The 21881-nt window shown below is 70.8% G+C and carries 21 protein-coding genes; 7 read left to right on the top strand and 14 right to left on the bottom strand.

Going from position 1 to position 21881, the window contains the following annotated elements:
* Positions 1-552: an MOSC domain-containing protein gene (locus LJ657_RS45260; RefSeq protein WP_232655566.1), complete on the top strand. Its 552-nt coding sequence runs from the start codon at positions 1-3 to the stop codon at positions 550-552.
* Between the two features lie 11 nt (positions 553-563).
* Here the strand turns inward: LJ657_RS45260 and LJ657_RS45255 are convergent, their stop codons facing one another.
* The 3 genes from LJ657_RS45255 to LJ657_RS45245 form a co-directional block, all read right to left on the bottom strand.
* Positions 564-1226 (bottom strand): NADPH-dependent F420 reductase, encoded by a 663-nt coding sequence (locus tag LJ657_RS45255; RefSeq protein WP_232655565.1) that lies wholly within the window; start codon positions 1224-1226, stop codon positions 564-566.
* 152 nt (positions 1227-1378) lie between these two features.
* Positions 1379-1591 (bottom strand): EF-hand domain-containing protein, encoded by a 213-nt coding sequence (locus LJ657_RS45250; RefSeq protein WP_232655564.1) that lies wholly within the window; start codon positions 1589-1591, stop codon positions 1379-1381.
* A gap of 58 nt (positions 1592-1649) precedes the next feature.
* Positions 1650-2564: a MerR family transcriptional regulator gene (locus tag LJ657_RS45245; protein WP_232655563.1), complete on the bottom strand. Its 915-nt coding sequence runs from the start codon at positions 2562-2564 to the stop codon at positions 1650-1652.
* 49 nt (positions 2565-2613) lie between these two features.
* Here LJ657_RS45245 and LJ657_RS45240 point away from each other — a divergent pair, with 49 nt between their 5' ends.
* Positions 2614-3297, top strand: a complete 684-nt coding sequence (locus LJ657_RS45240) for a GNAT family N-acetyltransferase (RefSeq protein ID WP_232655562.1) — start codon at positions 2614-2616, stop codon at positions 3295-3297.
* Here LJ657_RS45240 and LJ657_RS45235 read toward each other — a convergent pair.
* From LJ657_RS45235 to LJ657_RS45205, 7 genes are all read right to left on the bottom strand, one after another.
* Positions 3251-3847: an ADP-ribosyltransferase gene (locus tag LJ657_RS45235; protein ID WP_232655561.1), complete on the bottom strand. Its 597-nt coding sequence runs from the start codon at positions 3845-3847 to the stop codon at positions 3251-3253. The two genes, LJ657_RS45240 and LJ657_RS45235, sit on opposite strands and share 47 nt — an antisense overlap.
* A gap of 87 nt (positions 3848-3934) precedes the next feature.
* Positions 3935-5119: a YncE family protein gene (locus tag LJ657_RS45230; protein WP_232655560.1), complete on the bottom strand. Its 1185-nt coding sequence runs from the start codon at positions 5117-5119 to the stop codon at positions 3935-3937.
* A complete protein-coding gene (locus LJ657_RS45225; RefSeq protein ID WP_232655559.1) occupies positions 5119-5898 on the bottom strand; it encodes a polysaccharide deacetylase family protein in 780 nt (259 codons plus the stop codon). Before LJ657_RS45225 ends, LJ657_RS45230 begins: the two co-directional genes overlap by 1 nt.
* Positions 5899-6128: 230 nt before the next feature.
* Complete coding sequence (locus LJ657_RS45220; protein ID WP_115905786.1) at positions 6129-6632, bottom strand: ATP-binding protein; 504 nt, start codon at positions 6630-6632, stop codon at positions 6129-6131.
* Between the two features lie 283 nt (positions 6633-6915).
* The gene (locus tag LJ657_RS45215; protein ID WP_232655558.1) at positions 6916-7683 is read right to left on the bottom strand and encodes an enoyl-CoA hydratase/isomerase family protein; all 768 of its coding nucleotides are present in this window, start codon (positions 7681-7683) and stop codon (positions 6916-6918) included.
* A gap of 258 nt (positions 7684-7941) precedes the next feature.
* Positions 7942-9186, bottom strand: a complete 1245-nt coding sequence (locus LJ657_RS45210) for a L,D-transpeptidase (RefSeq protein ID WP_232655557.1) — start codon at positions 9184-9186, stop codon at positions 7942-7944.
* 164 nt (positions 9187-9350) lie between these two features.
* Positions 9351-10598: a L,D-transpeptidase gene (locus tag LJ657_RS45205; protein ID WP_232655556.1), complete on the bottom strand. Its 1248-nt coding sequence runs from the start codon at positions 10596-10598 to the stop codon at positions 9351-9353.
* 149 nt (positions 10599-10747) lie between these two features.
* Between LJ657_RS45205 and glgX the strand changes: the two genes are divergently transcribed.
* The 3 genes from glgX to LJ657_RS45190 are packed head-to-tail and all read left to right on the top strand — an operon-like array spanning position 10748 to position 14405.
* Entirely contained in the window at positions 10748-12991 is a 2244-nt protein-coding gene (glgX, locus tag LJ657_RS45200; protein ID WP_232655555.1) for a glycogen debranching protein GlgX, read from the top strand.
* A 50-nt stretch (positions 12992-13041) separates the two neighbouring features.
* Positions 13042-14136: a hypothetical protein gene (locus LJ657_RS45195; protein WP_232655554.1), complete on the top strand. Its 1095-nt coding sequence runs from the start codon at positions 13042-13044 to the stop codon at positions 14134-14136.
* 23 nt (positions 14137-14159) lie between these two features.
* The gene (locus tag LJ657_RS45190; RefSeq protein WP_372488067.1) at positions 14160-14405 is read left to right on the top strand and encodes a hypothetical protein; all 246 of its coding nucleotides are present in this window, start codon (positions 14160-14162) and stop codon (positions 14403-14405) included.
* Here the strand turns inward: LJ657_RS45190 and LJ657_RS45185 are convergent.
* The 4 genes from LJ657_RS45185 to LJ657_RS45170 are packed head-to-tail and all read right to left on the bottom strand — an operon-like array spanning position 14402 to position 17978.
* Entirely contained in the window at positions 14402-15046 is a 645-nt protein-coding gene (locus tag LJ657_RS45185) for a response regulator (protein WP_232655553.1), read from the bottom strand. The two genes, LJ657_RS45190 and LJ657_RS45185, sit on opposite strands and share 4 nt — an antisense overlap.
* Positions 15039-16304 carry a sensor histidine kinase gene (locus LJ657_RS45180; protein WP_232655552.1) on the bottom strand — a complete coding sequence of 422 codons (1266 nt, stop codon included), beginning with the start codon at positions 16302-16304 and terminating at the stop codon, positions 15039-15041. Before LJ657_RS45180 ends, LJ657_RS45185 begins: the two co-directional genes overlap by 8 nt.
* A 25-nt stretch (positions 16305-16329) precedes the next feature.
* The gene (locus LJ657_RS45175) at positions 16330-17064 is read right to left on the bottom strand and encodes an ABC transporter permease (protein ID WP_232655551.1); all 735 of its coding nucleotides are present in this window, start codon (positions 17062-17064) and stop codon (positions 16330-16332) included.
* On the bottom strand, positions 17061-17978 hold the full coding sequence (locus LJ657_RS45170; RefSeq protein WP_232655550.1) for an ABC transporter ATP-binding protein: 918 nt from the start codon (positions 17976-17978) through the stop codon (positions 17061-17063). The genes LJ657_RS45175 and LJ657_RS45170 overlap by 4 nt, the downstream gene beginning before the upstream one ends.
* 205 nt (positions 17979-18183) lie before the next feature.
* On the opposite strand from LJ657_RS45170, the gene LJ657_RS45165 reads away from it, so the two are divergent.
* Both LJ657_RS45165 and LJ657_RS45160 read left to right on the top strand, forming a co-directional pair.
* Positions 18184-20022, top strand: a complete 1839-nt coding sequence (locus tag LJ657_RS45165) for an ABC transporter ATP-binding protein (RefSeq protein ID WP_232655549.1) — start codon at positions 18184-18186, stop codon at positions 20020-20022.
* Positions 20019-21878, top strand: a complete 1860-nt coding sequence (locus tag LJ657_RS45160; protein WP_232655548.1) for an ABC transporter ATP-binding protein — start codon at positions 20019-20021, stop codon at positions 21876-21878. Before LJ657_RS45165 ends, LJ657_RS45160 begins: the two co-directional genes overlap by 4 nt.
* Positions 21879-21881: the final 3 nt, after the last annotated feature.

Genomic DNA, 21881 nt, shown 5'->3' with positions numbered 1-21881 from the left:
ATGGGCGGGGTCGTCAGTGCGGTCAGCAGTAACGGGGTGTACTCGTTCACCAAGCCGAACCGGGAGAGCATCACCTTGCTCGAAGGGCTCGAAGGGCTCGGAGTGGAGGGGGACGTGCATGCCGGTGTGACCGTGAAGCACCGGTCGCGGGTGGCCCGCGACCCTTCGCAGCCGAATCTGCGCCAGGTGCACCTCATCCACGAGGAGTTGTTCGAGGAGGTCCGGGGGGCCGGGTTCGAGGTCGCGGCCGGACAGCTCGGGGAGAACGTCACGACCCGCGGGCTCGATCTGCTGAGCCTGCCCGTCGGCACGCTGCTGCGGCTCGGGGACGAGGCTGTCGTCGAGGTGACCGGACTGCGGAATCCGTGTCCGCAGATCGACAACTTCCAGGACGGACTGCTGAAGCAGGTCGTGGGACGCAATGCCGACGGCTCACTGCGGCTCAGGGGCGGAATCATGAGCGTGGTCGTGCGCGGGGGCGCCGTGCGGCCCGGGGACCCGGTCAAGGTCGAACTGCCGGACGGGCCGCACGTGCCCCTGGAGATCGTCTGAACCGGGGGCCGCTACGCCCGGAAGTCCGCCGGGCGCTCCCGGGGCGCCTCCGCCAGTGCCTTGCTCACCCCGGCCACGCCCTCCCGCAGCCCGTACACCGGAGTGCCCGGCTGCTGGCGCCAGGAGTCGGCGAGGGTGCCCGCGTCGACCGTGTCGAAGCCGAGTTCGTCGATCAGGTTCCTGACCACGCGCTTCGCGGCCTCGTCGTCGCCCGCGACCGGGACCGCCTGGCGGTCGGGGTCGCCCGCCGGGCGCGGGCGCTCCAGGATGTCCTGGGCGAAGGTGCCGTTGAACGCCTTGACGACGGTGTGGCCGATCTGCCGGGCCGTCCAGGCGCTCTCCGTGAGGCCCTCGTCCTCGATCGCCGCGATCCGGCCGTCCCGCTGCTGCGGGTAGTAGTTGCCGGTGTCGATCACGGCGACGTTCTCCGCCGCACCGTCCAGGATGCCCGCCGGCAGGTTCGGGATCGCCTTGAGGGGGATCGTGACCACCACGACCTCCGCGCCACGCGCCGCCTCTTCCACGGGTACCGGGGTCGCGCCGGTCTCCTCGGCCAGTGCGGTGAGCGTCTGGGGACCGCGGGAGTTGGCGACGGAGACGTCGTGGCCGAGAGCGGTGAGCCGCCGGGTGAGGTTGCCGCCGATGTTGCCCGCGCCGATGATGCCGATCTTCATGACTGGCCCTTCCATGATTGATGCACGTGCATACGTCTGGATCGCGTCAACCCCGGAGATCGGCGCCCTATTCCGCGGCTGCGGCGAACGGGTGAGGGGCCGGCCGGCATGAAGAAGGGGGCGCCCCACAGGACGCCCCCCTGCCGCTCAGGTCACTTGTTCAGGTACGCCCAGAACTCGTCGAACGACAGCACCTTGTCGCCGTTCAGGTCACGGCTCTTGATGATCACCGCGGCGACCGACTCGGTGACGTTCCAGTCGCCCCCCTGGGCGAGAGCGGTCTTGAACTCGGCGGCGGTGATGAACCCGTCGCCGTCGGTGTCGATCCGCTGGAACTCCTTGCGTGCTGCTTCGATGTCGGCCACCGATCCGCCCCTTTTCTCCGTGACTGCGTGTCTTGCCGTCGTACTGACGCAGGTCAGATTAGCTGGCCACGCGGGCCTTCAGTGCGGCGACCACCCAGGCGAACTCCGGCTCGTACGCCGCCTGCGGGCCGAGCCCCTTCACTACGGCCCACAACTGGCGGTACCGGGCCACACGGACGTTGGAGCCCGCCTCCATCCGCTTCAGCACCTCCGCCGGGTCCGCGTCGCCGAGCAGCCCGCGCAGGAGTTCCTCGGCCTCCGGCGCCTCGGGGGCGACGCCCCGCTTCAACGCCTCCCCCGCGAGCTGCACCAGGCGGCTCATGAACCACAGCGACGTGCCCGCGGGCACGTCCGGGCCGCGGTCCGCCGCGTTGAACTCGACCATCCTGCGCATCAGGGCCCGGAACCCGGGGTCCTGCATCATCTCGGCGAGCTCCACCCAGGCGTCCACCTGCTCGGGTGTCGGCTCGTCCGGCAGGTCCGCCGGGGCGAACCGCATGCGCTTTCGGATGTCGGGATCGGCCGTGTCGAGCCCTGCGAAGATCTCCGTCGTGAAGTCCTCGACGATACGGGCCCGCTCGGCCGCCGACAGCCGCGCCAGATTGTTCATCAGGGTCATCTCCTCCGCACTCGAACCGCGTCGCGCCACGGTCGACAGCACCGCACGGGTCACCTTCAGTGAGCGGATCTGCGCGTCCAGCGCCACCACGTGCGCCGCCGCGACCTCCGCGACCGTCCGCTCCCCGTCCAGCACCCTGCGCACGTCGTCCAGGCCGAGGCCCAGCTCACGCAGCGTGCGGATCAGCTCCAGACGGGCGGCGGACGCGGCGTCGTAGAGCCGGTAGCCGCCTGGGGACCGGGTCACCGGCGTGAGGACTCCTTCATCGGACCAGTAACGGATGGTGCGCACGGTCAGTCCGGTGGACCGCGCCAGCTCGCCGATGGTGAAAAGTCCGGTGCCGTCATCGATCATGTCTGCGAGTCTGGGCCCTCCAGTGGGTGGAGACTCAAGGAGCGCGGTGATGGAGAGTCTGCGGGACGTTCTCGACGCGGCCGCGCGCGGTGTCTTCCCGCCCGCGGACGGCCGTACGACGGTGGTCCCGCAGGCCTGCGACCGGGACGCGGGCGTGTTCTCCTTCACCGCCCACTCGGTCGTCTTCACGGACGAGGACCCACGCTGGGTGCACGACACTCTGGCCGCCGTGCGCTGCGACGCGCTCGCGGCGACGATGAACCCACTGTTCCTGGCGGCCTTCATCGGGCGCACGGGCCGTACGTCCGAGACCATCGACGCGATGCTGGTCGGCTCCCCGCTGTCGGGCGGACCGCCGCTCACGCTGACCGAGATCGAGGACGGCGGTCATCCGCGGATCGTGTACGCCCGCCGGCGGCGCGACGACGTGCGCGCCTTTGAGACGGACGGCGGTGTGCTGGTGCTGGGACGCGGGATCGCCGGGCGGCTGGAGGTCTCCGTCGAGGTCGACGGAGGGGTACGGCACCGGGGACTGGGCCGGGCTCTGGTGACGGCGGCCCGCCATCTCGCCACGGAGCCGCTGTGGGCGCAGGTCGCGCCGGGGAACGCCCGCAGCATGCGGACGTTCCAGGCGGCGGGCTACCGGCCCGTGGGCGCGGAGGCGCTGTTCATCGCCCGACCGGAGGTCAGTGCCACGGCTCGTAGTACGGGTTGCTCCGGCAGTCGTCCATGATCTCGGTCTTGGTCTTCCTGTCGACCGGGCAGACGCCGATGATGTACTGCCGCGCGATGCCGCCGGGGAAGGCCACCTCGACCTGGTCGGCCCATTTGTGGGTGTCGCCGATGGTCTTGTTGACGTCGACGCCGCCGGGAGCGTCGATGTAGTAGTTGTAGCCCGACTTGTACCAGGTCTTGTAGAGGTCGTGGTCGTACGTCGTCGACACGTACGGGGAGGGCTGGTTGACCAGGACGTACTGCTCGATGTCGTACTGGCCGTTGATGTCCCTGGGATGGAAGCCCTGCTCGAAGACGGTCGCGGGGCCGCGGCTGTCGCTGCGGTAGAGCGTGCCGCAGGTCTTGCGCCATACCGGCTTTGGCGTGATGCGGTCGACGTCGACGCGGCGGTCGACGGCGGCCCTGATCGGGTCGTCGAACTGGGGACAGGCAGGAGCGGCGGCCTTCGCGGAGGTGGCGGCGGGGACGGCCGCGGCCGTCGTCGCGAAGACCGCCGCGAGGGACAGGACGACGGCAGCGGCCCACCGCCGCAGGCGAGTTGTGATCATGTGGTGCAAGATCCCCGTCCCGCGGCGGCGGAATGCGCGTCGTCACCCGTTCGGCGGCGTGTCCCGGGTTTCCCAACTCACCGTGTTTCAGCGGAAGATGCCCGTGTGACCGAGAGAGTAGCGGCCCGGCTGCGGGTACACCGCCAGGCCGTGCGGGCCGCTGCCGACCTTGATGCGGGCGAGCTGGGTGCCGGTGCGGGTGTCGATGGCGTACACCTCGGCGTTGTAACGCCCCGACAGCCACAGGATCTTGCCGTCCGCCGAGACACCGCCCATGTCGGGGCTGCCGCCGTCCGGCAGGTGCCACTTCTTGGTGAGCCTGTTCTGCGTGAAGTCGAAGATGGAGATGGTGCCCTCGCCCCGGTTGGAGATGTACATCTCGCGGGAGTCGCGGCTGACGTAGAGGCCGTGGGCGCCCTTGCCGGTGGGCAGCAGGGTGGGCCTGGTGAACTTGTCGCCGTCCAGGATCCACACCCCGTCGGCCATCATGTCGGCGATGTAGAACCTCTTGCCGTCGGGCGAGATCTTGACGTCCTGCGGCATCGCGCCGTGGAACGGCAGCTTCTCCTGCCCGATCACCTGCATCTTCTCCGTGTCGACCTTGAGCAGCTCACCGCTGAACTCGCAGGAGACGATGAAGTAGCGGCCGTCGACGGAGAAGTCGGCGTGGTTGACGCCGTAGCAGCTGACCGGGACGGTCTTCTCGACCTTCATGGTGTGCGCGTCGCGGAAGACGAGCTCGCGGTCGAGGGAGGCCATCACGATCGCGTACCTGCCGTTCGGCGTGAAGTACAGGTTGTACGGGTCGTGCACGTCGACGGCCTTGCCGGCCTTCCCCGTCCTCGGGTCGATGGGGGTGAGGGTGTTGCCCCGGTCGTTGTTGACCCACAGCGTCTTCATGTCCCAGGAGGGGACGACGTGCTGGGGCTGGACGCCGACCGGGATCGTCTCGATGACCTTGTAAGTCCTCGGGTCGATGACGGAGACCGTGTTGGAGTTGGTGTTGGGGACGTAGACGCGGGACGGGAAGTCCTTCACCACCGGGGAGAGCCGGTTCGGGCGGTCGGCCGCGTACACGTCGTGCGGGTCGAGGACGGGCGGCATGCCGGGCAGGCCCTGGACGGCCGCCTTCTTCTTCGCGGGGGCGACGGCGGCCTTCTTGCCGAGGGCCTCGTCCTCGTGGTGCGGGGCGCCGGTGCAGGCGGCGAGGGTGGTGAGCGAGGCGAGGGCGGCGGTGGCGATCAGGGCGCGGGTGAGCCGGGTGGGGTTCATCAGCTGAACAGCTCCGTGGTGGTCACCGCGGTCAGACCGCGGCGGGCGAGTTCTTCCAGTACGGCGGGGAGGGCAGCGACCGTGTCCGGATACCCGAAATGCATGCTGACCACGGATCCGTTGCGGACCTCGTCGAGGACCTTGCGCCGGACGGCGTCGGCGCCGGGCCGGGTGTAGTCGAGGGAGTCGACGTCGTACGAGAGGACGTGCGGATAGCCGGCGCTGCGTGCCAGACGCAGGACCAGCGGGGACGCGAGCGGTGCGCGGGAGGGGCGGAACCAGGTGCCGATGGAGCCGGTGAGACGGCCCAGGCGGTCGGCGCAGGCGGTGATCTCGCCGCGGGCCTCGGCCTCGGACATGGCGTTGACGGCCAGGTGGCGCTGGGTGTGGTTGCCGAGGTCGTGGCCGCCGTCCAGGATGCGGCGGGCCATGTCCGGGTACTGGTCGAGCCAGCTGCCGACGGCCAGGACGGTGAGGTGGGCGCCGTGCTTCTCGGCCTCGCCGAGGAGGGAGTGGGCGATGGCGGGGTCGCCCTGGCCGTGGAAGGTCAGGGCGACCCGCGGGTGGGTGCGGGGGCCGTGGGTGAGCTGGGCCGGTTGCCCGGGATAGCTGCGGGGGGTGGGGGCGGCGGATGGTGTGGAGGGCGGAGGGGACGACGGGTGCGCCGGTGAAGTGGGGTGCACGACGGCGCCGTTCGGGGCGCATCCTGCGGCGAGGGCGCCTGCGGCGAGAAGGCCGGCGCCCGTGCGGAGCGCCGTCCGGCGGTCGGTCGAGGTCACCGCACCATTTAAGAGGGGAAGGGTAAGAAAAGGGCTGATTGACCCGATCAGGGGACATTCTTCGGGTCGCGGTAGAAGAAATTCAGCCGACTTCAGCTCACTTCGTCCCACCTCGGCCCGCTTCAGCCCGTCCGGCGTCCGAGGACAAGGCCGTCAGGCCGACGGGGGTCTGGGGGGCGCAGCCTCCAGGGACGGCAACCCCCACTCACGCGCACCGAACACGAATCGGCCTAGCGGTCAGCGACCCGCATCTCGAACCAGGTCGTCTTGCCGCGCGGCAGGAGGTCGACGCCCCAGCGGTCGGAGAGCTTGTCGACCAGGAACAGGCCCCGGCCGCTGATGTCCGTCTCCTGGACCGGCATCAGACAGGGCAGGCCCCGGGAGGGGTCGCGGACCTCGATGCGTATCCAGCCCCGGCGGCGGCGCATCCGGAGGCCGAAGACACGGGCGCCGGTGTGGCGGACCGCGTTGCCGACGAGTTCGGAGACGAGCAGGACGGCGTCTTCCGTCATCTTGGGAGTGAGGCCCCACTGGCGCAGGACCACGACCTGGGTGAGCCGGCGGGCGGTGGCGGCGGACTCCGGGCGGGACGGCAGCGGGACCTCGGCCTCGGTCGGGTTGCCGAACAACTCGAGCGCCTTGAGCGCCCGTTCGTCCTCGACCGCGGGCGACCAGCGCGCCGCCGTCGCACGGCCGTGTCCCCGCGGCTGTTCGATGCCCTCCAGCCCCGCCATGCCCCCATCATGGCCGCCCAGAGCGCCCTCCGGGGCCGTTCCTGAGGAATACGCCCCCCGGAATACGTCGTTCCGAATAGGTCGTCCGACATATGCCACAGGCAGTTCAGGGGCTTCCACGGCCCGCCCGACCTGCGGTGAAGGCTCTCCTGGAGGCAATCGACAGCCTCCCTCGACAAGGCAGACTTAAGGTTGCCTTAAGGCTCCCATAAACCGCCCCATCGAGGGACCCGGATCAGACATCGCGTCAATTGCAAGTGGTTCAGAGGTACTTCAGAGGGACTCAGACAAACTTCGCCTTGCCCGGCCCCTCCTCCACGAAGCTCCGCATCCCGCGCTCACGGTCCTCCGTCGCGAACAGACCCGCGAACCAGTTCCGTTCGACGGCCAGGCCGGTCTCGAGGTCCGTCTCCAGGCCGGTGTCGATCGACTCCTTCGCGGCCCGGAGCGCGATCGCCGGACCCTGTGCCAGCTTCGCCGCCCACTCGTGCGCGGCAGCGTAGACCTCCTCGCCCGGCACCACCCGGTCCACCAGCCCCAGCGTCAGCGCCTCGTCCGCCCTGACCATCCGGCCGGTGAAGATCAGGTCCTTCGCCTTCGACGGGCCGACCAGCCGCGACAGCCGCTGGGTGCCGCCGGCGCCCGGGATCAGGCCCAGCAGGATCTCCGGCTGGCCCAGCTTGGCGTTCTCAGCCGCGATCCGGTAGTCCGCGCACAGCGCCAACTCGCAGCCGCCGCCCAGCGCGTAGCCCGTGATCGCCGCGACCACCGGCTTGGGGATACGGGCCACCGCCGTGAACGAGTCCTGCAGGGCGCGGGCGCGCAGGACCATCGCCGCGTGGTCCATGTTCTGCATCTCCTTGATGTCCGCGCCCGCCGCGAACACCTTCTCCCCGCCGTACACGATCACGGCCCGTACGTCGTCGCGCCGGGTCGCCTCCTCGGCCAGCTCCTTGAGCCGGTCCTGAGTGGCGATGTCCAGCGCGTTCATGGGCGGACGGTCTAGACGGATGGTGCCGACGCCTTCGGCGACTTCGAGATTCACGGTCATGCAGGCCAGGTTAACGGGCACTAACGGGGACCGGACCGGTGCGGTCGCTCACACCCGGCCGGGGGTCCGGGGGTTGCCCCCAGGCAGACACAGCACGGGCACCAACGGGAACCGGACCGGTGCGGTCGCTCACACCCGGCCGGGGGTCCGGGGGGTTGCCCCCAGGCAGACACAGCACGGGGACCAACGGCGACGGCCCCGGTGCGGTACCTCTCACCGGGGCCGTCGTCGACGGAGAACCACGTCATCGCCGTAGGGCTACGACTTCCACTTCTCCCACGACATGTTCCAGCCGTTGAGCCCGTTGTCCGGGGAGACGGTCTCGTCATGGGCGTGCTTGACGATCACCACGTCGCCGAGGATGGAGTGGTCGTACATCCAGCCGGCCGGCAGCCCGCGGTCGTAGCCGCCCCGCACGTCCCGCAGGCCGATGCAGCCGTGGCTGGCGTTGTAGTTGCCGAAGGCGTCGCCGGCCCAGTAGTTGCCGTGCATGAAGGTGCCGGAGTCCGTCAGCCGCATCGCGTCCGGGACGTCCTTGATGTCGTACTCCTTGCCGAGGTTGACCGTCTCGCTGTTCATGCGGGTCACCCGGAGCTTCTCGCTGATGACCATCTGGCCGTTCCAGGTGTCGTAGCCCGGCTTGCCGGTGGTGACCGGGATGGTCTTGATGACCTTGCCGTCCTGGGTGACCTTCATCATGTGGGTCTTGGCGTCGACGACCGAGACCTGGTTGCGGCCGATGGTGAACTTCACCGTCTTGTCCTGCTTGCCGTAGACGCCGGGCCGGCCCTCGACGCCGTCGAGGTTCAGGCTCACCGTGACCTTCGTACCGGACTTCCAGTAGTTCTCCGGGCGGAAGTCGAGGCGGTCGTTGCCGAACCAGTGCCCCTCGACGTCGACGGCCGGTTCGGTCCTGATGCTGATGGCCTTCTCCACGTCCTCGGGGTGTGTGATGCCCCGGGTGAAGCGGACGGAGAACGGCATCCCGACGCCGACGGTCGAGCCGTCCTCGGGGGTGAAGGTGCCGATGAAGGTGTTCTGCGGGGTGAGCGTGGTGAAACTGGAGTCCTCCGCGGCCTCCCGCCCCTCGGAGTCCTTCGCCACCGCGTGCACCGTGTACCTGGTGGACGCGGCAAGGTGGCTGGAGGGCGTCCAGCCGGTCCCGTCGGCAGTGATCTTCCCGGATATCTGCTCGCCCTTGGCGTCCTTGACCTCGACCTCGGTCAACTTGCCCTTGGCGGCGCCGACCTTGAGGGCGCCGCTGGTCTCGACGGACTTCGCGCCGTCCTTGGGCGCGATGGTGACGACGGCCACCGACTGCTTGCTCTGCGCCGCGTCAGCGCCCTTGCCCTTGCCGTCGCCGGAACCGGATCCGGATCCCGAGCCGCCCCCTCCGCACGCGGTGACGGCCAGCAGCAGCACCCCGGATATGAGTGCCAGCCGCCCCTTGCCCCCACGCCCGCGCGCGTCAACCGACGCCCCCGATATCGGCCGCACGTTCAAGTTGTTCTCCCCTCGCCGGCCCTGGTCAGGCCCGCACCCCGGCGCGTACCGCGCGCGCATTGGCGCATATTAACTGCAAGGTTTTGGGGATCGTGTCAGGTGAAGGTCACTGTTCAGTCGCAACATCGACCGTACGCCTGCTCCGATCCCCGCCTCCTTTCGGACTACTTGGCCGCGCTGCCCGCCCTCCATGCCTTCCAGCTCATATTCCACCCTCCGAGGCCGTTGTCAGGAGCGACCTTTTTGTCGTTGCTGTGTACGACCTGGATGACGTCCCCGACGAGGCTGCGGTCGAAGAACCAGCCGGCCGGGGTGTCGGAGCTGCCGCCCTTGACGTCCATGAGCCCCACGCAGCCGTGGCTGACGTTGACGTGGCCGGGGGCGTTCGGCGCCCAGTAGTTGCCGTGCAGGAAGGTGCCGGAGTCGGTGAGGCGCAGGGCGTGCGGGACGTCCGGGATGTCGTACTCGCCCTTGCCGTTCTCCTTCCTGAAGCCGACCGTGGCGCCGTTCATCCGGGTCAGTTCGAGCATCTCCATCACCACCATCTTCCCGTTGTAGGTGGTGTGTTTGGGCGCCCCGGCCGTGATCGGCACGGTGGCCAGGAGCGCTCCGTCCCGCCGAACCTGCATGGTGTGGGCGGCTGCGTCGACCAACGAGACCTGGCTGCGGCCGACGGTGAAGGAGAACGTCTTGTACTGCAGCCCGTAGACACCGGGCGCCCCCTCGACGTCACGGAGCCGGAGGGAGACGGTGACCTGGGTGCCGGGCTTCCAGTACCGCTCGGGGCGGAAGTCGAGGCGGTCCTTGCCGAACCAGTGCGGGCGGATCTCGACCGCCGGTCGCGCGGTGACGTGGACGGCTCGCTCGACGGCCGCGCGGTGCTCGATCTCCCGGTTGAACTCCAGGGAGACGATCATTCCGGTGCCGACCGTGGAGCGGTTCTCCGGGGTGACGTAGCCGATGAAGCGCTCGTCGGGGACGAACGTGGTGAACGTCGTGTGCCGTGCGGACCGGCGGCCGTGGCCGTCCAGGGCCACCGCGTCGACCGTGTACTTGGCGGCCAGCGCGAGCCGGGACTCGTCCGGCTCCCAGCGCAGGCCGTCCTCGGAGACACGGCCGGGCACCTCGGAGTCCTGCGCGTCCTGGGACTTGACGACCTTCACCGACTCCAGGCGGCCGCCGGCCACCCGTACCTGGAGCGGGCGGCCGGGGCGGACGCCCTTGCTGCGGTCGTCCGGGGAGATCCGGATGACGTCCTCGGGTGCCGGGGCCTTGCCGAATGCCTCACCGATGTCGCTCCGGTCCGCCGGGTTCGAAGTGCAGCCGGCGGCTCCGGCCAGCAGCCCTGCCCATGTCAGTACGGCGGCCAGCGCGGCCCCCGCGCGCCGTGCGCGCCCTTGTCCATGCCTCACGAGCTTCCCAACGACAGGCCCGCCTCGGGGAAACGTGAGTGCGAGCCATGCTCTGGGCAGAACAGTGGGGAGGACGACGAAAGGGGAGCCGCGGCCGGGACGCCGTGGGCTGCTTCAAGGTCGTTCCGCGAGCCGTGGGAGGCGGTCTGGTGTCCAGCGCAGCCGAGCAGGAGGCGGTGGCCGAGGGGCGCGCCGAGGAGGGCGAGCGTCCGGCCGCCGTGGTCAACGGCGCGCCCCGCAAGGTGCCGGGCCCGCCCGTGCGGCCGGGTGCGCCGATGCCGCTCGGGGCCAGGTTCCGGGTCGGTCCGGACGGCGTCGCGGGCACCAACTTCGCGCTGTGGGCGGGCGGGGCGGAGGCGGTGGAACTGTGCCTGTTCGACGAGGCCGGCAAGGAGACCCGCGCGCGTCTCACCGAACTCACGCACGAGATCTGGCACGGCTTCGTGCCGGGTGTGATGCCCGGGCAGCGGTACGGCTACCGGGTGCACGGCCGCTGGGACCCGTGGACCGGCGGCCGCTGGAACCCGGCGAAGCTGCTTCTCGATCCGTACGCGCGCGCGGTGGACGGCGACTTCAGCCTGCCGCCGGAGGTGTACGGGCACGTGCGCGACTGGCCGCAGCAGCAGGTCGCGGACACCGTTCGCGACGACCGGGACTCGGCGCCGTACGTCCCCAAGGGTGTCGTGGTCCACGATGACGACGACTGGGCCGACGACCGCCGTCCGAAGACCCCTTGGGCGGACTCGGTCATCTACGAGCTGCACGTCAGGGGATTCACCAGGCTGCATCCAGGGATTCCGGAGGAGTTGCGGGGCACCTACGCCGGTCTCGCGCACCCCGCCGCCGTCGAGCACCTCGTCCGACTGGGCGTCACGGCCGTCGAGCTGCTCCCCGTCCACCAGTTCGCGCACGAGGACCACCTCCTGCGCCGCGGCCTGAAGAACTACTGGGGCTACAACTCCATCGGCTACTTCGCCCCGCACGCCGCGTACGCCGCGTCCGGTACGACGGGTCAGCAGGTCGGCGAGTTCAAGCGGATGGTCCGCGCCCTGCACGCGGCCGGCATCGAGGTCATCCTCGACGTGGTCTACAACCACACCGCGGAGGCGGGCGAGTTGGGCCCGACGCTCTCCCTGAAGGGCATCGACAACCGGGGCTACTACCGCCTCCAGTCGGACGCGCGGCGCTACGCCGACTACACGGGCTGCGGCAACACCCTGCACGTCGTCCAGCCGCACGTGCTGCGCCTCATCACCGACTCCCTGCGCTACTGGGTGACGGAGATGGGCGTCGACGGCTTCCGCTTCGACCTGGCCGCCGCGCTCGCCCGCTCCATGCACGACGTCGACATGCTGTCGCCGTTCCTCGCGGTCATCGCGCAGGACCCGGTGCTGCGGCGGGTGAAGCTGATCGCGGAGCCGTGGGACGTGGGGTCCGGGGGGTATCAGGTGGGGTCCTTCCCGCCGCTGTGGACGGAGTGGAACGACCGGTACCGCAATGCCGTGAGGGACTTCTGGCGGGGCGCGCTGCCGGACGTACGGGACCTGGGATACCGGCTGTCGGGGTCGAGCGACCTGTACGCGTGGGGCGGCCGCCGGCCGTACGCGTCGGTCAACTTCATCACCGCGCACGACGGTTTCACCCTGCGCGACCTGGTGTCGTACGAACGCAAGCACAACGAGGCCAACGGCGAGGGCAACCGGGACGGTTCGAACGACAACCGGTCGTGGAACTGCGGGGCGGAGGGCGAGACGCCCGACGAGCGGGTACGGGGGCTGCGGCGACGGCAGCTCAGGAACCTGCTGACCACACTGCTGCTGTCGACGGGCGTACCGATGCTGGTGGCCGGCGACGAACTGGGGCGCACCCAGCGCGGCAACAACAACGCGTACTGCCAGGACAACGAGATCGGCTGGCTGGACTGGACGCTGCTGGACGAGCCCGGCTGGAAGGCCCTGTTCGACCTCACGGCCCGCCTCATCGAGCTGCGGCACCGGCACCCGGTGCTGCGCCGCCGGGCCTTCTTCTCGGGGCGGGCGCACTCCGCGGACGGTCTGCGCGACCTGGCCTGGTTCACCGCGCGCGGCACCGAGATGACGGAACGGGACTGGTACGCGCCCGCCGCCACGCTCGGCATGTATCTGTCCGGGCGGGACATTCCGGGCCGCGACGAGCGCGGTGACCCGATCCTCGACGACAGTTTCCTCGCCGTTCTCCACGCCGGCGACCGCCCGGCGAGCTTCGTGCTCCCGGGACCTCCGTGGGCCGAGCAGTACGAGGTGGTCGTCGACACGTCGAGGGAGACGCAGGAGGAGGCGCCCGGGGTGGTGCACCGGGCGGGGGCGGCGATCACGGTTCCGGCGCGGGCGGTGCTGTTGCTGCGGGTCGGCTGAGCGGTCATCCTGGGCGTCTGCGTGAGTCGGCTGGGCCACGGGGGATGCCGGTGACGAACGGGAACACGTACTTCTTGCAGGACCGGGACCGGGACCGGGAGCCGCCACCGCGCACCGTGCAGCGGCCGGGACTGGGGCGCACGCTGATCGCCGCCGGGTGGGCGCTGCGGGTGGCCGGGGCGGTGGTGGGCCTGGTGAGCTTCACCGTCTTCAGGAAGAGTTTCTACAGCGACCAGTTGGCCGTCACGCACGGCTCCTGGTGGCTGCGCCTGCTGGCTGCCGCGGCCGCCTTCTTCGCCGGGGTGGGTGTCTTCTTCGCGGGACGCCTGTGCGTGGTGCGCGGGAAACAGCACACCTCGGGAGTCATCGGCTCCTTCGCCCCGTTGGCCGGAACCCGCTACGTGCTGTATCTGCGCCCGTTCTCGAACGACAAGAGCATGTCCTTGCTGCCCACCGACCTGACCGGCGGCGGTGCGAACCTGGAGAGCTTCTTCTTCATCTCCGGGCTGACCCACGAGGAGAGCCTGGTCCGGCGCTTCGGGCGGCTCGGCCGGGTCGTCGCGATCGGCAGCCCCGGGGAGCCGCTTCCGCTGCCCGGCGCGGCGCGCGCGTATCTGCCGGTCGACGACTGGCGGGACACCGTGAGCGGGCTGATCGCGGGTGCGCATGTGGTGATCCTGTCGGCGGGCCCCGGACCGGGGACCGTGTGGGAGTTCGTCGAGGCACTGCGCCTGCTGCCGCCCGAGCGGCTGGTGCTGCTCGCCTACTGCGACGCCAGGGACTACGACCGCTTCCGCACGGCCGTCGCCGCGGAACACGAACGGCGGTCGCGCACCGAGCCGGGAGCACCGGACACGGGCCGCTGGCCGCCCCTGCCCGCGCTGCCCGACTACCCGCAGCCCGCCCGCCCGGAGCGGCCGCTCTGGGAGGTCCTGGTGAACGGCGGCCGGTCGCGGCTGCGCTGGGACTTCGCCCTCAAGGGCCTCGTGGTCTTCGGGCCGGACTGGCGGGCGGCCTTCCTCCGGTTCGACCCCACGGCCCTGCGACTGCCGAGCGTCGTCACCCTGAGCCGCCTGGTCAGGCGTCAACTCCGGCCTGTCATGGCACAGTTGACGGCTCTGCCGGCGCGCGGAGCCGAGAAGTAGGCGCCCGGCCGCATCGACGGACCGTGTTCCACAGCGCGAACGCGTCCTTGACGGCTCAACCGCCGCGCTGGCACCGTCCATGGTATTGGAAGTACTACCAGGACTCCGCGGGCAAGGACCACCTCTACGACCTCGGCGCCGACCTGCGCGAGCAGGCCGACCTGGCGCCCGACAGGCCGGAGTTGCCGGCGGAACTCAAGGCGTCCTGGGAGAAGACGGCCTCAGGTCTGCTCCCCTGCCCGCGGCAGACGAGCCGGCGGACGAGCTAGCCGAGGATCCCCCGCTGGTACGCCGTCGCGACCGCCGCCGCGCGGTCGTTGACACCCAACTTGGCGTACAGGTGCGTGAGATGGGTCTTCACGGTGGCCTCGCTGATGAACAGTTCGCGGGCGATCTCGCGGTTGGAGGTGCCCCTGGCGACCAGGGCGAGGACCTCGCGTTCGCGGGTGGACAGGGGCTCGTTGCCGCCCGACCCAGGGGTGCGGACCGCCGAGACCAGGCGGGAGGCGACCGCCGGAGACAGCACCGTGCGGCCCTCCGCCGCCGCGCGGACGGCGGTGAAGAGCTCGTCACGCGGGGCGTCCTTGAGCAGGTAGCCCGTCGCGCCCGCCTCGATCGCGGGCAGGGTGTCGGAGTCGGTGTCGTACGTCGTCAGGACGAGCACCTCGGCGCGGACGCCGCGCCGGGCGAGTTCGCGGATGGCGTCCACTCCCCCGCCGCCGGGCATGCGCAGGTCCATCAGGATCACGTCCGGATCCAGAGCCTCCGCGCGGCTGACGGCCTCCACGCCGTTCGCCGCCTCGCCGAGGACCCGGAAGCCCGGGGCCGACTCGAACATGCCGCGCAGACCGTCCCGTACGACGGGATGGTCGTCGACGATCAGCAGGGAGATCAACGGCTCGTCACTCATGGCGGACCAACGGTACGCGAGCCGACAGTGCCGTGCCGTGGCCCGGTTCGGTCTCGACGGTCAGCGAGCCCGCGATGCGTTCGGCGCGGGCACGCATGCCGTCGAGGCCGAAGCCGCCGGAGCGGGTGCGGGCGGGCAGCGCGAGCGGGTCGAAGCCGGTGCCGTCGTCGCGGATGTCGAGGATCACCTCGTCGCCCAGGAAGGAGAGGGTGACGCCGAGGCGGGAGGCGCGGGCGTGGCGGGCCGTGTTGGACAGGGCCTCCTGGACGATGCGCAGGAGGGTGGCGGAGACCTCCTCGTGGAGCTGTTCCGCCGTGCCGGTGACCGTGAACTCGGCGCGTACGCCGGTCCGTTCGCCCCATTCGGCGACCGTCTTCTTCAGCGCCTCGGGCAGTCCGGCGTCCGCCAGCTCCACCGGGGCCAGGTTGTGCACGGAGCGGCGGGCCTCGCCGAGGCTGTGCCGGGCCAGGTCCATGGCGCGGTCCGTGTGCTCGCGGGCCTGGTCCCGGTCGGGCGTGTTCGCGACGACCTGGAGCTGGGCGATGATGCCGGTCAGGCCCTGGGCGATGGTGTCGTGGATCTCGGCGGCGAGCCGCCGCCGCTCGTCGGCGACCCCGGCCTCCCGTGCCTGGACGAGGAGTTGGGCGTGAAGGGCGGCGTTCTCGTCGAGGGCCTGCTGCAGGGCTGCGTTGGTGCGTTCCAGTTCGGCGATGGTCGCGGTGCGTTCGCGGGCCCGCTGCATCTCCTGCTCGGTGAGATGGGCGACCACCATCTGCAGGCCCGAGTTGGCGACCAGGAGCGCGCCGAAGACGGCCCACTGCGCTCCGCTCCCGAACGGCATCCCGCCGGCCTGCGCGCCGGCCACGGTGACCGCGCTCGCCAGCAGCCCGAGCCGCTGCCACCGCCTGCCCGGGATCGTCTCGTCGGCGTCCATGTAGCCGGCGGCGGCGTAGAACGCGAAGAACGGGTTGATCCAGGTGAGGGCGAAGGCGAGGGCCCAGCGGACCGTGTAGTACACCGTCCCGGTCCGCGACGGCTTCCGGCGGCAGTCGGGCCCGCCGGGACGGGTGCTGTGCCACGACAGCTGGAGCACGATCGCGGCGCCGAACAGGGCCCAGGCGGTGTACCACTTGGCCGGAGAGGCGTGGGGGTCGGCGGTCGCGAGCGCGGGGACGAGGCCGATGCCGAGCAGCCCGTAGGGCCCCCAGGTGTGGAACTGGTCCCAGCGCCGCTCGATGTGCGTGTCCACCACGGTCATGTCCCCAGTCTGCACGGCACCGCCCCTACTCCCAGCGGAACCAGCGACTTGCCGCACCCGTCAGCAGCAGGATCCACACCACCAGCACGCCCAGGTGGCTCCAGCCCGGCCAGTGCCCGGCCGCCGCCTGGTTCAGTGCCTGCGCGGCCGCCCCGAACGGGGTGCAGCCGACGATCCGGGCGAGCAGGTGCGGCATGGACTGCACCGGCGCCCACACGCCCGCGCAGAACATCGACGGGAAGAACACGGCCGAACCGATCGCGCCCGCGATCTTCGTCGTACGGGACAGGGCCGCCACCACCGATCCGAGAGCAAGGGCGGCCAGAACGGCCAGCAGCAGGGCGAGGACGTATCCGAGGGGCTGTTGCGGCAGTCGTACGCCGAAGCCGAGCCGCCCGACCGCGAGGGCGAGCAGTGCGGACACCAGGGCGGCACCGCCGTACACCGCCATCTGCGCGGACAGCAGGGCACTCGGCCGGACCGGCGTGGTGGCCATCCGGCGCAGGATGCCGCGTTCCCGGTAGCCGGTGAGGGTCTGCGGCATCGCCTGCAGACCGCCGACGATCATGCCGAGCAGCACGGCGACGGGGACGTAGACGTCGATGGTGCGCAGGCCGCCGAGGTCGGCCTGGTGGTCCCGGAAGGACGGGATGGAACCGAGGATCACCAGCAGCAGGGTCGGGAAGAGCAGGATCCAGAAGATGGCGCCGGGTTCCCGGCGGAAGAGGCGGACCTCGGTCTTCAGTACGGCGGTGCTCATGCCGCTTCCTCCTTCGTGTCGGCCTTCGTCAGGTCGAGGAACGCGTCGTCGAGCGTGGCGTCCACGACCCGGAGCTGGTGGGCGGTGATGCGGTGGCGGGCGAGGAGGGTGATGACGGCGTTGACCGTCTCGTCGGTGCCGGAGAGGGTGATACGGCCGTCCTTGTGCTCGACGGACGCGAGCGCGGGGAGGACCGCGAGGTCACGGTCGTCCAGCGGGGCGGAGGGGGTGAAGCTGATGACGGTGGCTCCCGCCGAGCGCCGGATCAGGCCGGCCGGGGTGTCCAGTGCGGCCACCCGGCCCTTGTCGATCACGGCGATCCGGTCGCACAGGCGCTGCGCCTCCTCCATGAAGTGGGTGACCAGGAGAACCGTCACGCCACTGGCCCGGACATCCTCGATCAGCGCCCAGGTGTCCCGCCGGGCCCGCGGGTCCAGGCCCGTCGTCAGCTCGTCCAGGACGACGACGCGCGGGTTGCCGATCAGGGCGAGCGCGATGAACAGACGCTGCTTCTGGCCACCGGAGAGCTTGCCGAACCGGGTCGTCAGTTTCGCGGTCAGGCCGAGGCGTTCGGCGAGCGGCGCCCAGTCGAGCGGGCTCGGGTAGAAGGAGGCGTACAGCTCCAGCGCCTCGCGGACGGTGAGTTTGGGCTGCAGCTCGCTCTGCTGGAGCTGGGCGCCCAGGACGCGGGCCACGCGCGCGTGGTCGGCGACGGGGTCGAGGCCGGTGACGCGCACCCGGCCTGCGTCGGGGACGCGCAGTCCCTCGACGCACTCGACGGTGGTGGTCTTGCCGGCGCCGTTCGGGCCGAGGATCCCGAAGATCTCGCCCTCCTCGACGGCGAAGGAGACGCCGTCGACGACGGTCCGGCCGCCGTAGGACTTGCGCAGTTCGGTGACTTCGATGACGGGCATGGCATCAGGTTCGCGGGAAGCGCCCTGCCGCCACATCGGCCGTCGCGCTCGAAGGGACATCAACCGATCGGTTGATGCCGCCCTACGACCCCTCGGGATCTCCTGTACGACCCCTCGAACGCGCAGGTCGTAGGACCAGCGGCCGATCCGGGTCCGGCCAAAACTCGGTGGGCGTTGTCAGTGCCGGTCCGTAGGCTCACAGACGATGCCCTCTACACGTGCAACCACCGAGGACCCCACGGAAACCAGCGACCGATCCGCCGTACGCACACTGCTGCGGCTGTGGCCGTACGTACGGCCGGTGCGGGCGCGGCTGTTCACCGCCGCGTTCGTCGCCGTGCTCGCCTCGTGCACGGGGCTCGTCATCCCGCTCGTACTGAAGTGGATGGTGGACGGGCCGGTCGCCGACCGGGACCCGGCGGGCGTGTGGCTCGGGGCGCTGTACCTGCTGCTCCTCGGACTCGGGGAGGCACTGCTGTTCGGGCTGCGGCGGTGGCTGGTGGCCCGGCCGCTCTCCGGCATCGAGGCGGGGATGCGGGCGGATCTGTACCGGCGGCTGCAGCGGCTGCCGGTCGCCTTCCACGACCGCTGGGCCTCGGGCCAGTTGCTGTCGCGCGGCACGACGGACCTGATGCTGCTGCGCATGTTCCTCGCCTTTCCGCTGACGTTCCTGCTGGTCAACGGGGTGACCATCGCCGTCGGGGTGGTGATCATGCTGTTGCAGAACTGGACGTTGGGGCTGGTGATCCTGGGTCCGGCCGTCCCCGTGATGGTCACCTGCGTGATCTTCGAGAAGCGGTACGCCGATGTGGCGCGGCTCGCGCAGGACCAGGTCGGCGACCTGACGACGGTCGTCGAGGAGAGCGTGCTCGGGATCCGGATCATCAAGGGGTTCGGGCGGCATCGCAGCCAGGCGCGGGCGTTCCGGGAGCTGACCCGGACACTGCGGGGCACGGAGCTCAGGAAGGCGGGGCTGCTCGCCACGATCTGGGGCGTCATCGTGACGTTGCCGGAGGTGGCGATCGGGGCGGCGCTGGTGTTCGGCACGGTGCAGGTCGCCTCCGGCGGTCTGTCGGCGGGGACATTGGTCGCTTTCCTCTCGACAGCACTGGCGTTGAGGTGGCCGGTGGAGTCCATCGGGTTCCTGCTTGCGATGAGCCAGGAGGCGGCGACCGCCACGGAGCGGTACTTCGAGGTGATGGACGAGGTGCCGGAGTCCGACGCAGCTGCGGGCGATCGTGGTGCTGGGGCGGCTCCCGCCCCACAGAGAGCGGCACCTCGCACCGCCGGGCTGCGCGGCCTCCGGTTCCACAACGTACGCTTCCGCTACCCGGACGCCCCCTGCGACTCCCCGCCCGTCCTCGACCGTATCGACCTCCACATCCGCCCCGGCGAGTCCATGGCCCTGGTGGGCGCCACCGGCAGCGGCAAGACGACGCTGACCGCTCTCGTCCCCCGCCTCCACGAGGTGACATCCGGCCGGATCACCCTCGACGGCGAGGACATCACCGCCGTGTCCCGCGAGGAACTGCGCACCCTCGTCGCCGTCGCCTTCGAGGAGCCCACCCTCTTCTCGGCGAGCGTCGGGGACAACGTGCTGATGGGAGCCGACGACAGTGCGGGTGCCGCCGAGCTGAACCGCGCGCTCGCCGTCGCGCAGGCCGACTTCGCGCACGCGCTGCCCCAGGGGACGGACACCCAGGTCGGCGAGCAGGGCCTCAGCCTCTCCGGCGGGCAGCGGCAGCGGCTGGCGCTCGCGCGGGCCGTCGTGGGCAGACCCAGGTTCCTCGTTCTGGACGACCCGCTGTCCGCACTCGACGTGCACACCGAAGCCGCCGTCGAGGCCGCCCTGCGGGACGTCCTCGCGGACACCACGGCGCTCATCGTGGCGCACCGCCCGTCCACGGTTCTGCTCGCCGACCGGGTCGCGCTGCTCTCCGGCGGCCGGATCGCCGCCGTGGGCACGCATCACGAACTGCTGCGCACGAACGCCGAGTACGCCCATCTGATGTCCGGGACCCCAGAAGCGGAGGACGAACGATGACGGCCCCCACCACATCCGTCCCGACGGCGGACGACGAGCCGGACCTCCCCCGCCCCAAGGACACCGGCGACCCCTTCGACCGGGACGTCCTGCCCACTCCTCCGGGCGCCACGGCCGGCCTGCTGCGCTCCCTGCTCGCCCCGATGAAGGCCCGCGTCACCGTCACCACGCTCCTGCTGCTGCTCCAGCAGGCGGCGGTCCAGGCGGGCCCGCTGCTGGTGGCGTACGCGATCGACAGGGCCGTACCGGCGTTCCGGGACCACGACCACGGCCCGCTGATCGCGGTGGCCGTGGCCTATCTGCTGTGCGCGCTGGTCTCCGGCGGGCTGCAGTACGCGTTCATCCTCGCCTCCGCCCGGGTCAACCAGGACGTACTGCTCGATCTGCGCGGCCGTATCTTCCGGCACGCGCAGGCGCTGAGCATCGACTTCCACGAGCGCTACACCTCGGGCCGGCTGATCTCCCGGTCCACGGCGGACGTGGAGTCACTGCGGGAGCTGCTCAACGAGGGGCTGCAGGAGCTCATCACGGTCATCCTGTCCTTCGTCTACATCTCGGCCATGCTGCTCTGGCTGGACCTGGGGCTGGGCGCCGTCGCGGTGGCGTCCTTCGTGCCGCTGTATCTGCTGGTACGGGTCTACCAGCGGCGCGCGGTACGGGTGTACCGGGTGCGGTCCACGGCCATCGCGGCCGTCATCGTCAAGTTCGTCGAGACCATGAACGGCATCCGGCCGGTGCGGGCGTTCCGCCGCGAGGCCGCCAACGACGCCGACTTCCTGGTGCTGAACCGGCGGCACGAGCGGGTCAACGGCGACGCCATGCTGGAGATGGCCCGCTATGTGGTCGGTTCCCGGCTGGTGGCCAACACGGCCGTGGCGGCGATCGTGCTGTGGGGCGCGTACCGGGTGGCGGGGGGCTCGCTGGAGCTGGGCGTACTGGCGGCCGCCGTGCTCTATCTGCGCCGCCTGTACGACCCCATCGACCGCCTCGGCATGTTCCTGAACTCCTACCAGTCGGCGGCGGCCTCCCTGGAGAAGATCGCCGGGCTGCTCGCGCAGACACCCTCCGTGCCGGAGCCGTCAAGTCCCGTGGAACTTCCGGCACTCGAGAGCGAGCACCCGGGCCGCGAGGTCGTCTTCGACGGCGTCCGCTTCGGCTACCGCACCGGCGGCGAGGTGCTGCCGGCCTTCGATCTCACGATCCCCGCCGGGCAGACGGTCGCGGTGGTCGGCTCGACGGGCGCCGGCAAGTCCACGCTCGCCAAGCTGCTGGCCCGCTTCTACGACCCTTCCGAGGGCCGGGTCCTGCTCGACGGCGTCGACCTGCGCGAACTGGCCGCGCCGGAACTGCGGCGCGGGGTGGTGATGGTGACGCAGGAGGCGTTCCTGTTCTCCGGCACGGTCGCCGAGAACATCGCCATCGGCCGCCCGGACGCGACCCGCGAGCAGATCGAGCAGGCCGCGAAGGCGATCGGTGCGCACGAGTTCATCAGCGCACTGCCCGACGGGTACGACACGGACGTACGGAAACGAGGCGGCCGTATCTCGGCGGGCCAGCGCCAGCTCGTGGCCTTCGCCCGGGCGCTGCTCGCCGACCCGGCCGTGCTGATCCTCGACGAGGCGACCAGCTCGCTCGACATCCCGGGCGAACGGGCGGTGCAGCGCGCGATGCTGACGGTCCTGCGGGGCCGTACGGCCGTGGTCATCGCGCACCGCCTGTCGACCGTCGAGATCGCGGACCGCGTGCTGGTCATGGAGCACGGAAGGATCGTGGAGGACGGCAGCCCGGCCGGACTCATCGCAGGCACGGGGCGGTTCGCGGATCTGCACCGGGCGTGGCGGGACAGTCTGGCGTAGGGA

The sequence above is a fragment of the Streptomyces guryensis genome (assembly GCF_021261325.1).
Lineage (GTDB): Bacteria > Actinomycetota > Actinomycetes > Streptomycetales > Streptomycetaceae > Streptomyces > Streptomyces guryensis.
This window is presented reverse-complemented; position numbering and strand designations above follow the sequence as displayed.

Excerpts from the sequence above, each read along its gene's own strand:
- LJ657_RS45160 (WP_232655548.1), top strand. The coding sequence starts at position 20,019 with ATGACGGCCCCCACCACATCCGTCCCGACGGCGGACGACGAGCCGGAC.
- LJ657_RS45230 (WP_232655560.1), bottom strand. The coding sequence starts at position 5,119 with ATGAACCCCACCCGGCTCACCCGCGCCCTGATCGCCACCGCCGCCCTC.
- LJ657_RS45175 (WP_232655551.1), bottom strand. The coding sequence starts at position 17,064 with ATGAGCACCGCCGTACTGAAGACCGAGGTCCGCCTCTTCCGCCGGGAA.
- LJ657_RS45240 (WP_232655562.1), top strand. The coding sequence starts at position 2,614 with ATGGAGAGTCTGCGGGACGTTCTCGACGCGGCCGCGCGCGGTGTCTTC.
- LJ657_RS45235 (WP_232655561.1), bottom strand. The coding sequence starts at position 3,847 with ATGATCACAACTCGCCTGCGGCGGTGGGCCGCTGCCGTCGTCCTGTCC.
- LJ657_RS45215 (WP_232655558.1), bottom strand. The coding sequence starts at position 7,683 with ATGACCGTGAATCTCGAAGTCGCCGAAGGCGTCGGCACCATCCGTCTA.
- LJ657_RS45185 (WP_232655553.1), bottom strand. The coding sequence starts at position 15,046 with ATGAGTGACGAGCCGTTGATCTCCCTGCTGATCGTCGACGACCATCCC.
- LJ657_RS45255 (WP_232655565.1), bottom strand. The coding sequence starts at position 1,226 with ATGAAGATCGGCATCATCGGCGCGGGCAACATCGGCGGCAACCTCACC.
- LJ657_RS45165 (WP_232655549.1), top strand. The coding sequence starts at position 18,184 with ATGCCCTCTACACGTGCAACCACCGAGGACCCCACGGAAACCAGCGAC.
- LJ657_RS45260 (WP_232655566.1), top strand. The coding sequence starts at position 1 with ATGGGCGGGGTCGTCAGTGCGGTCAGCAGTAACGGGGTGTACTCGTTC.
- LJ657_RS45170 (WP_232655550.1), bottom strand. The coding sequence starts at position 17,978 with ATGCCCGTCATCGAAGTCACCGAACTGCGCAAGTCCTACGGCGGCCGG.
- LJ657_RS45245 (WP_232655563.1), bottom strand. The coding sequence starts at position 2,564 with ATGATCGATGACGGCACCGGACTTTTCACCATCGGCGAGCTGGCGCGG.
- LJ657_RS45220 (WP_115905786.1), bottom strand. The coding sequence starts at position 6,632 with ATGGCGGGGCTGGAGGGCATCGAACAGCCGCGGGGACACGGCCGTGCG.
- LJ657_RS45180 (WP_232655552.1), bottom strand. The coding sequence starts at position 16,304 with ATGACCGTGGTGGACACGCACATCGAGCGGCGCTGGGACCAGTTCCAC.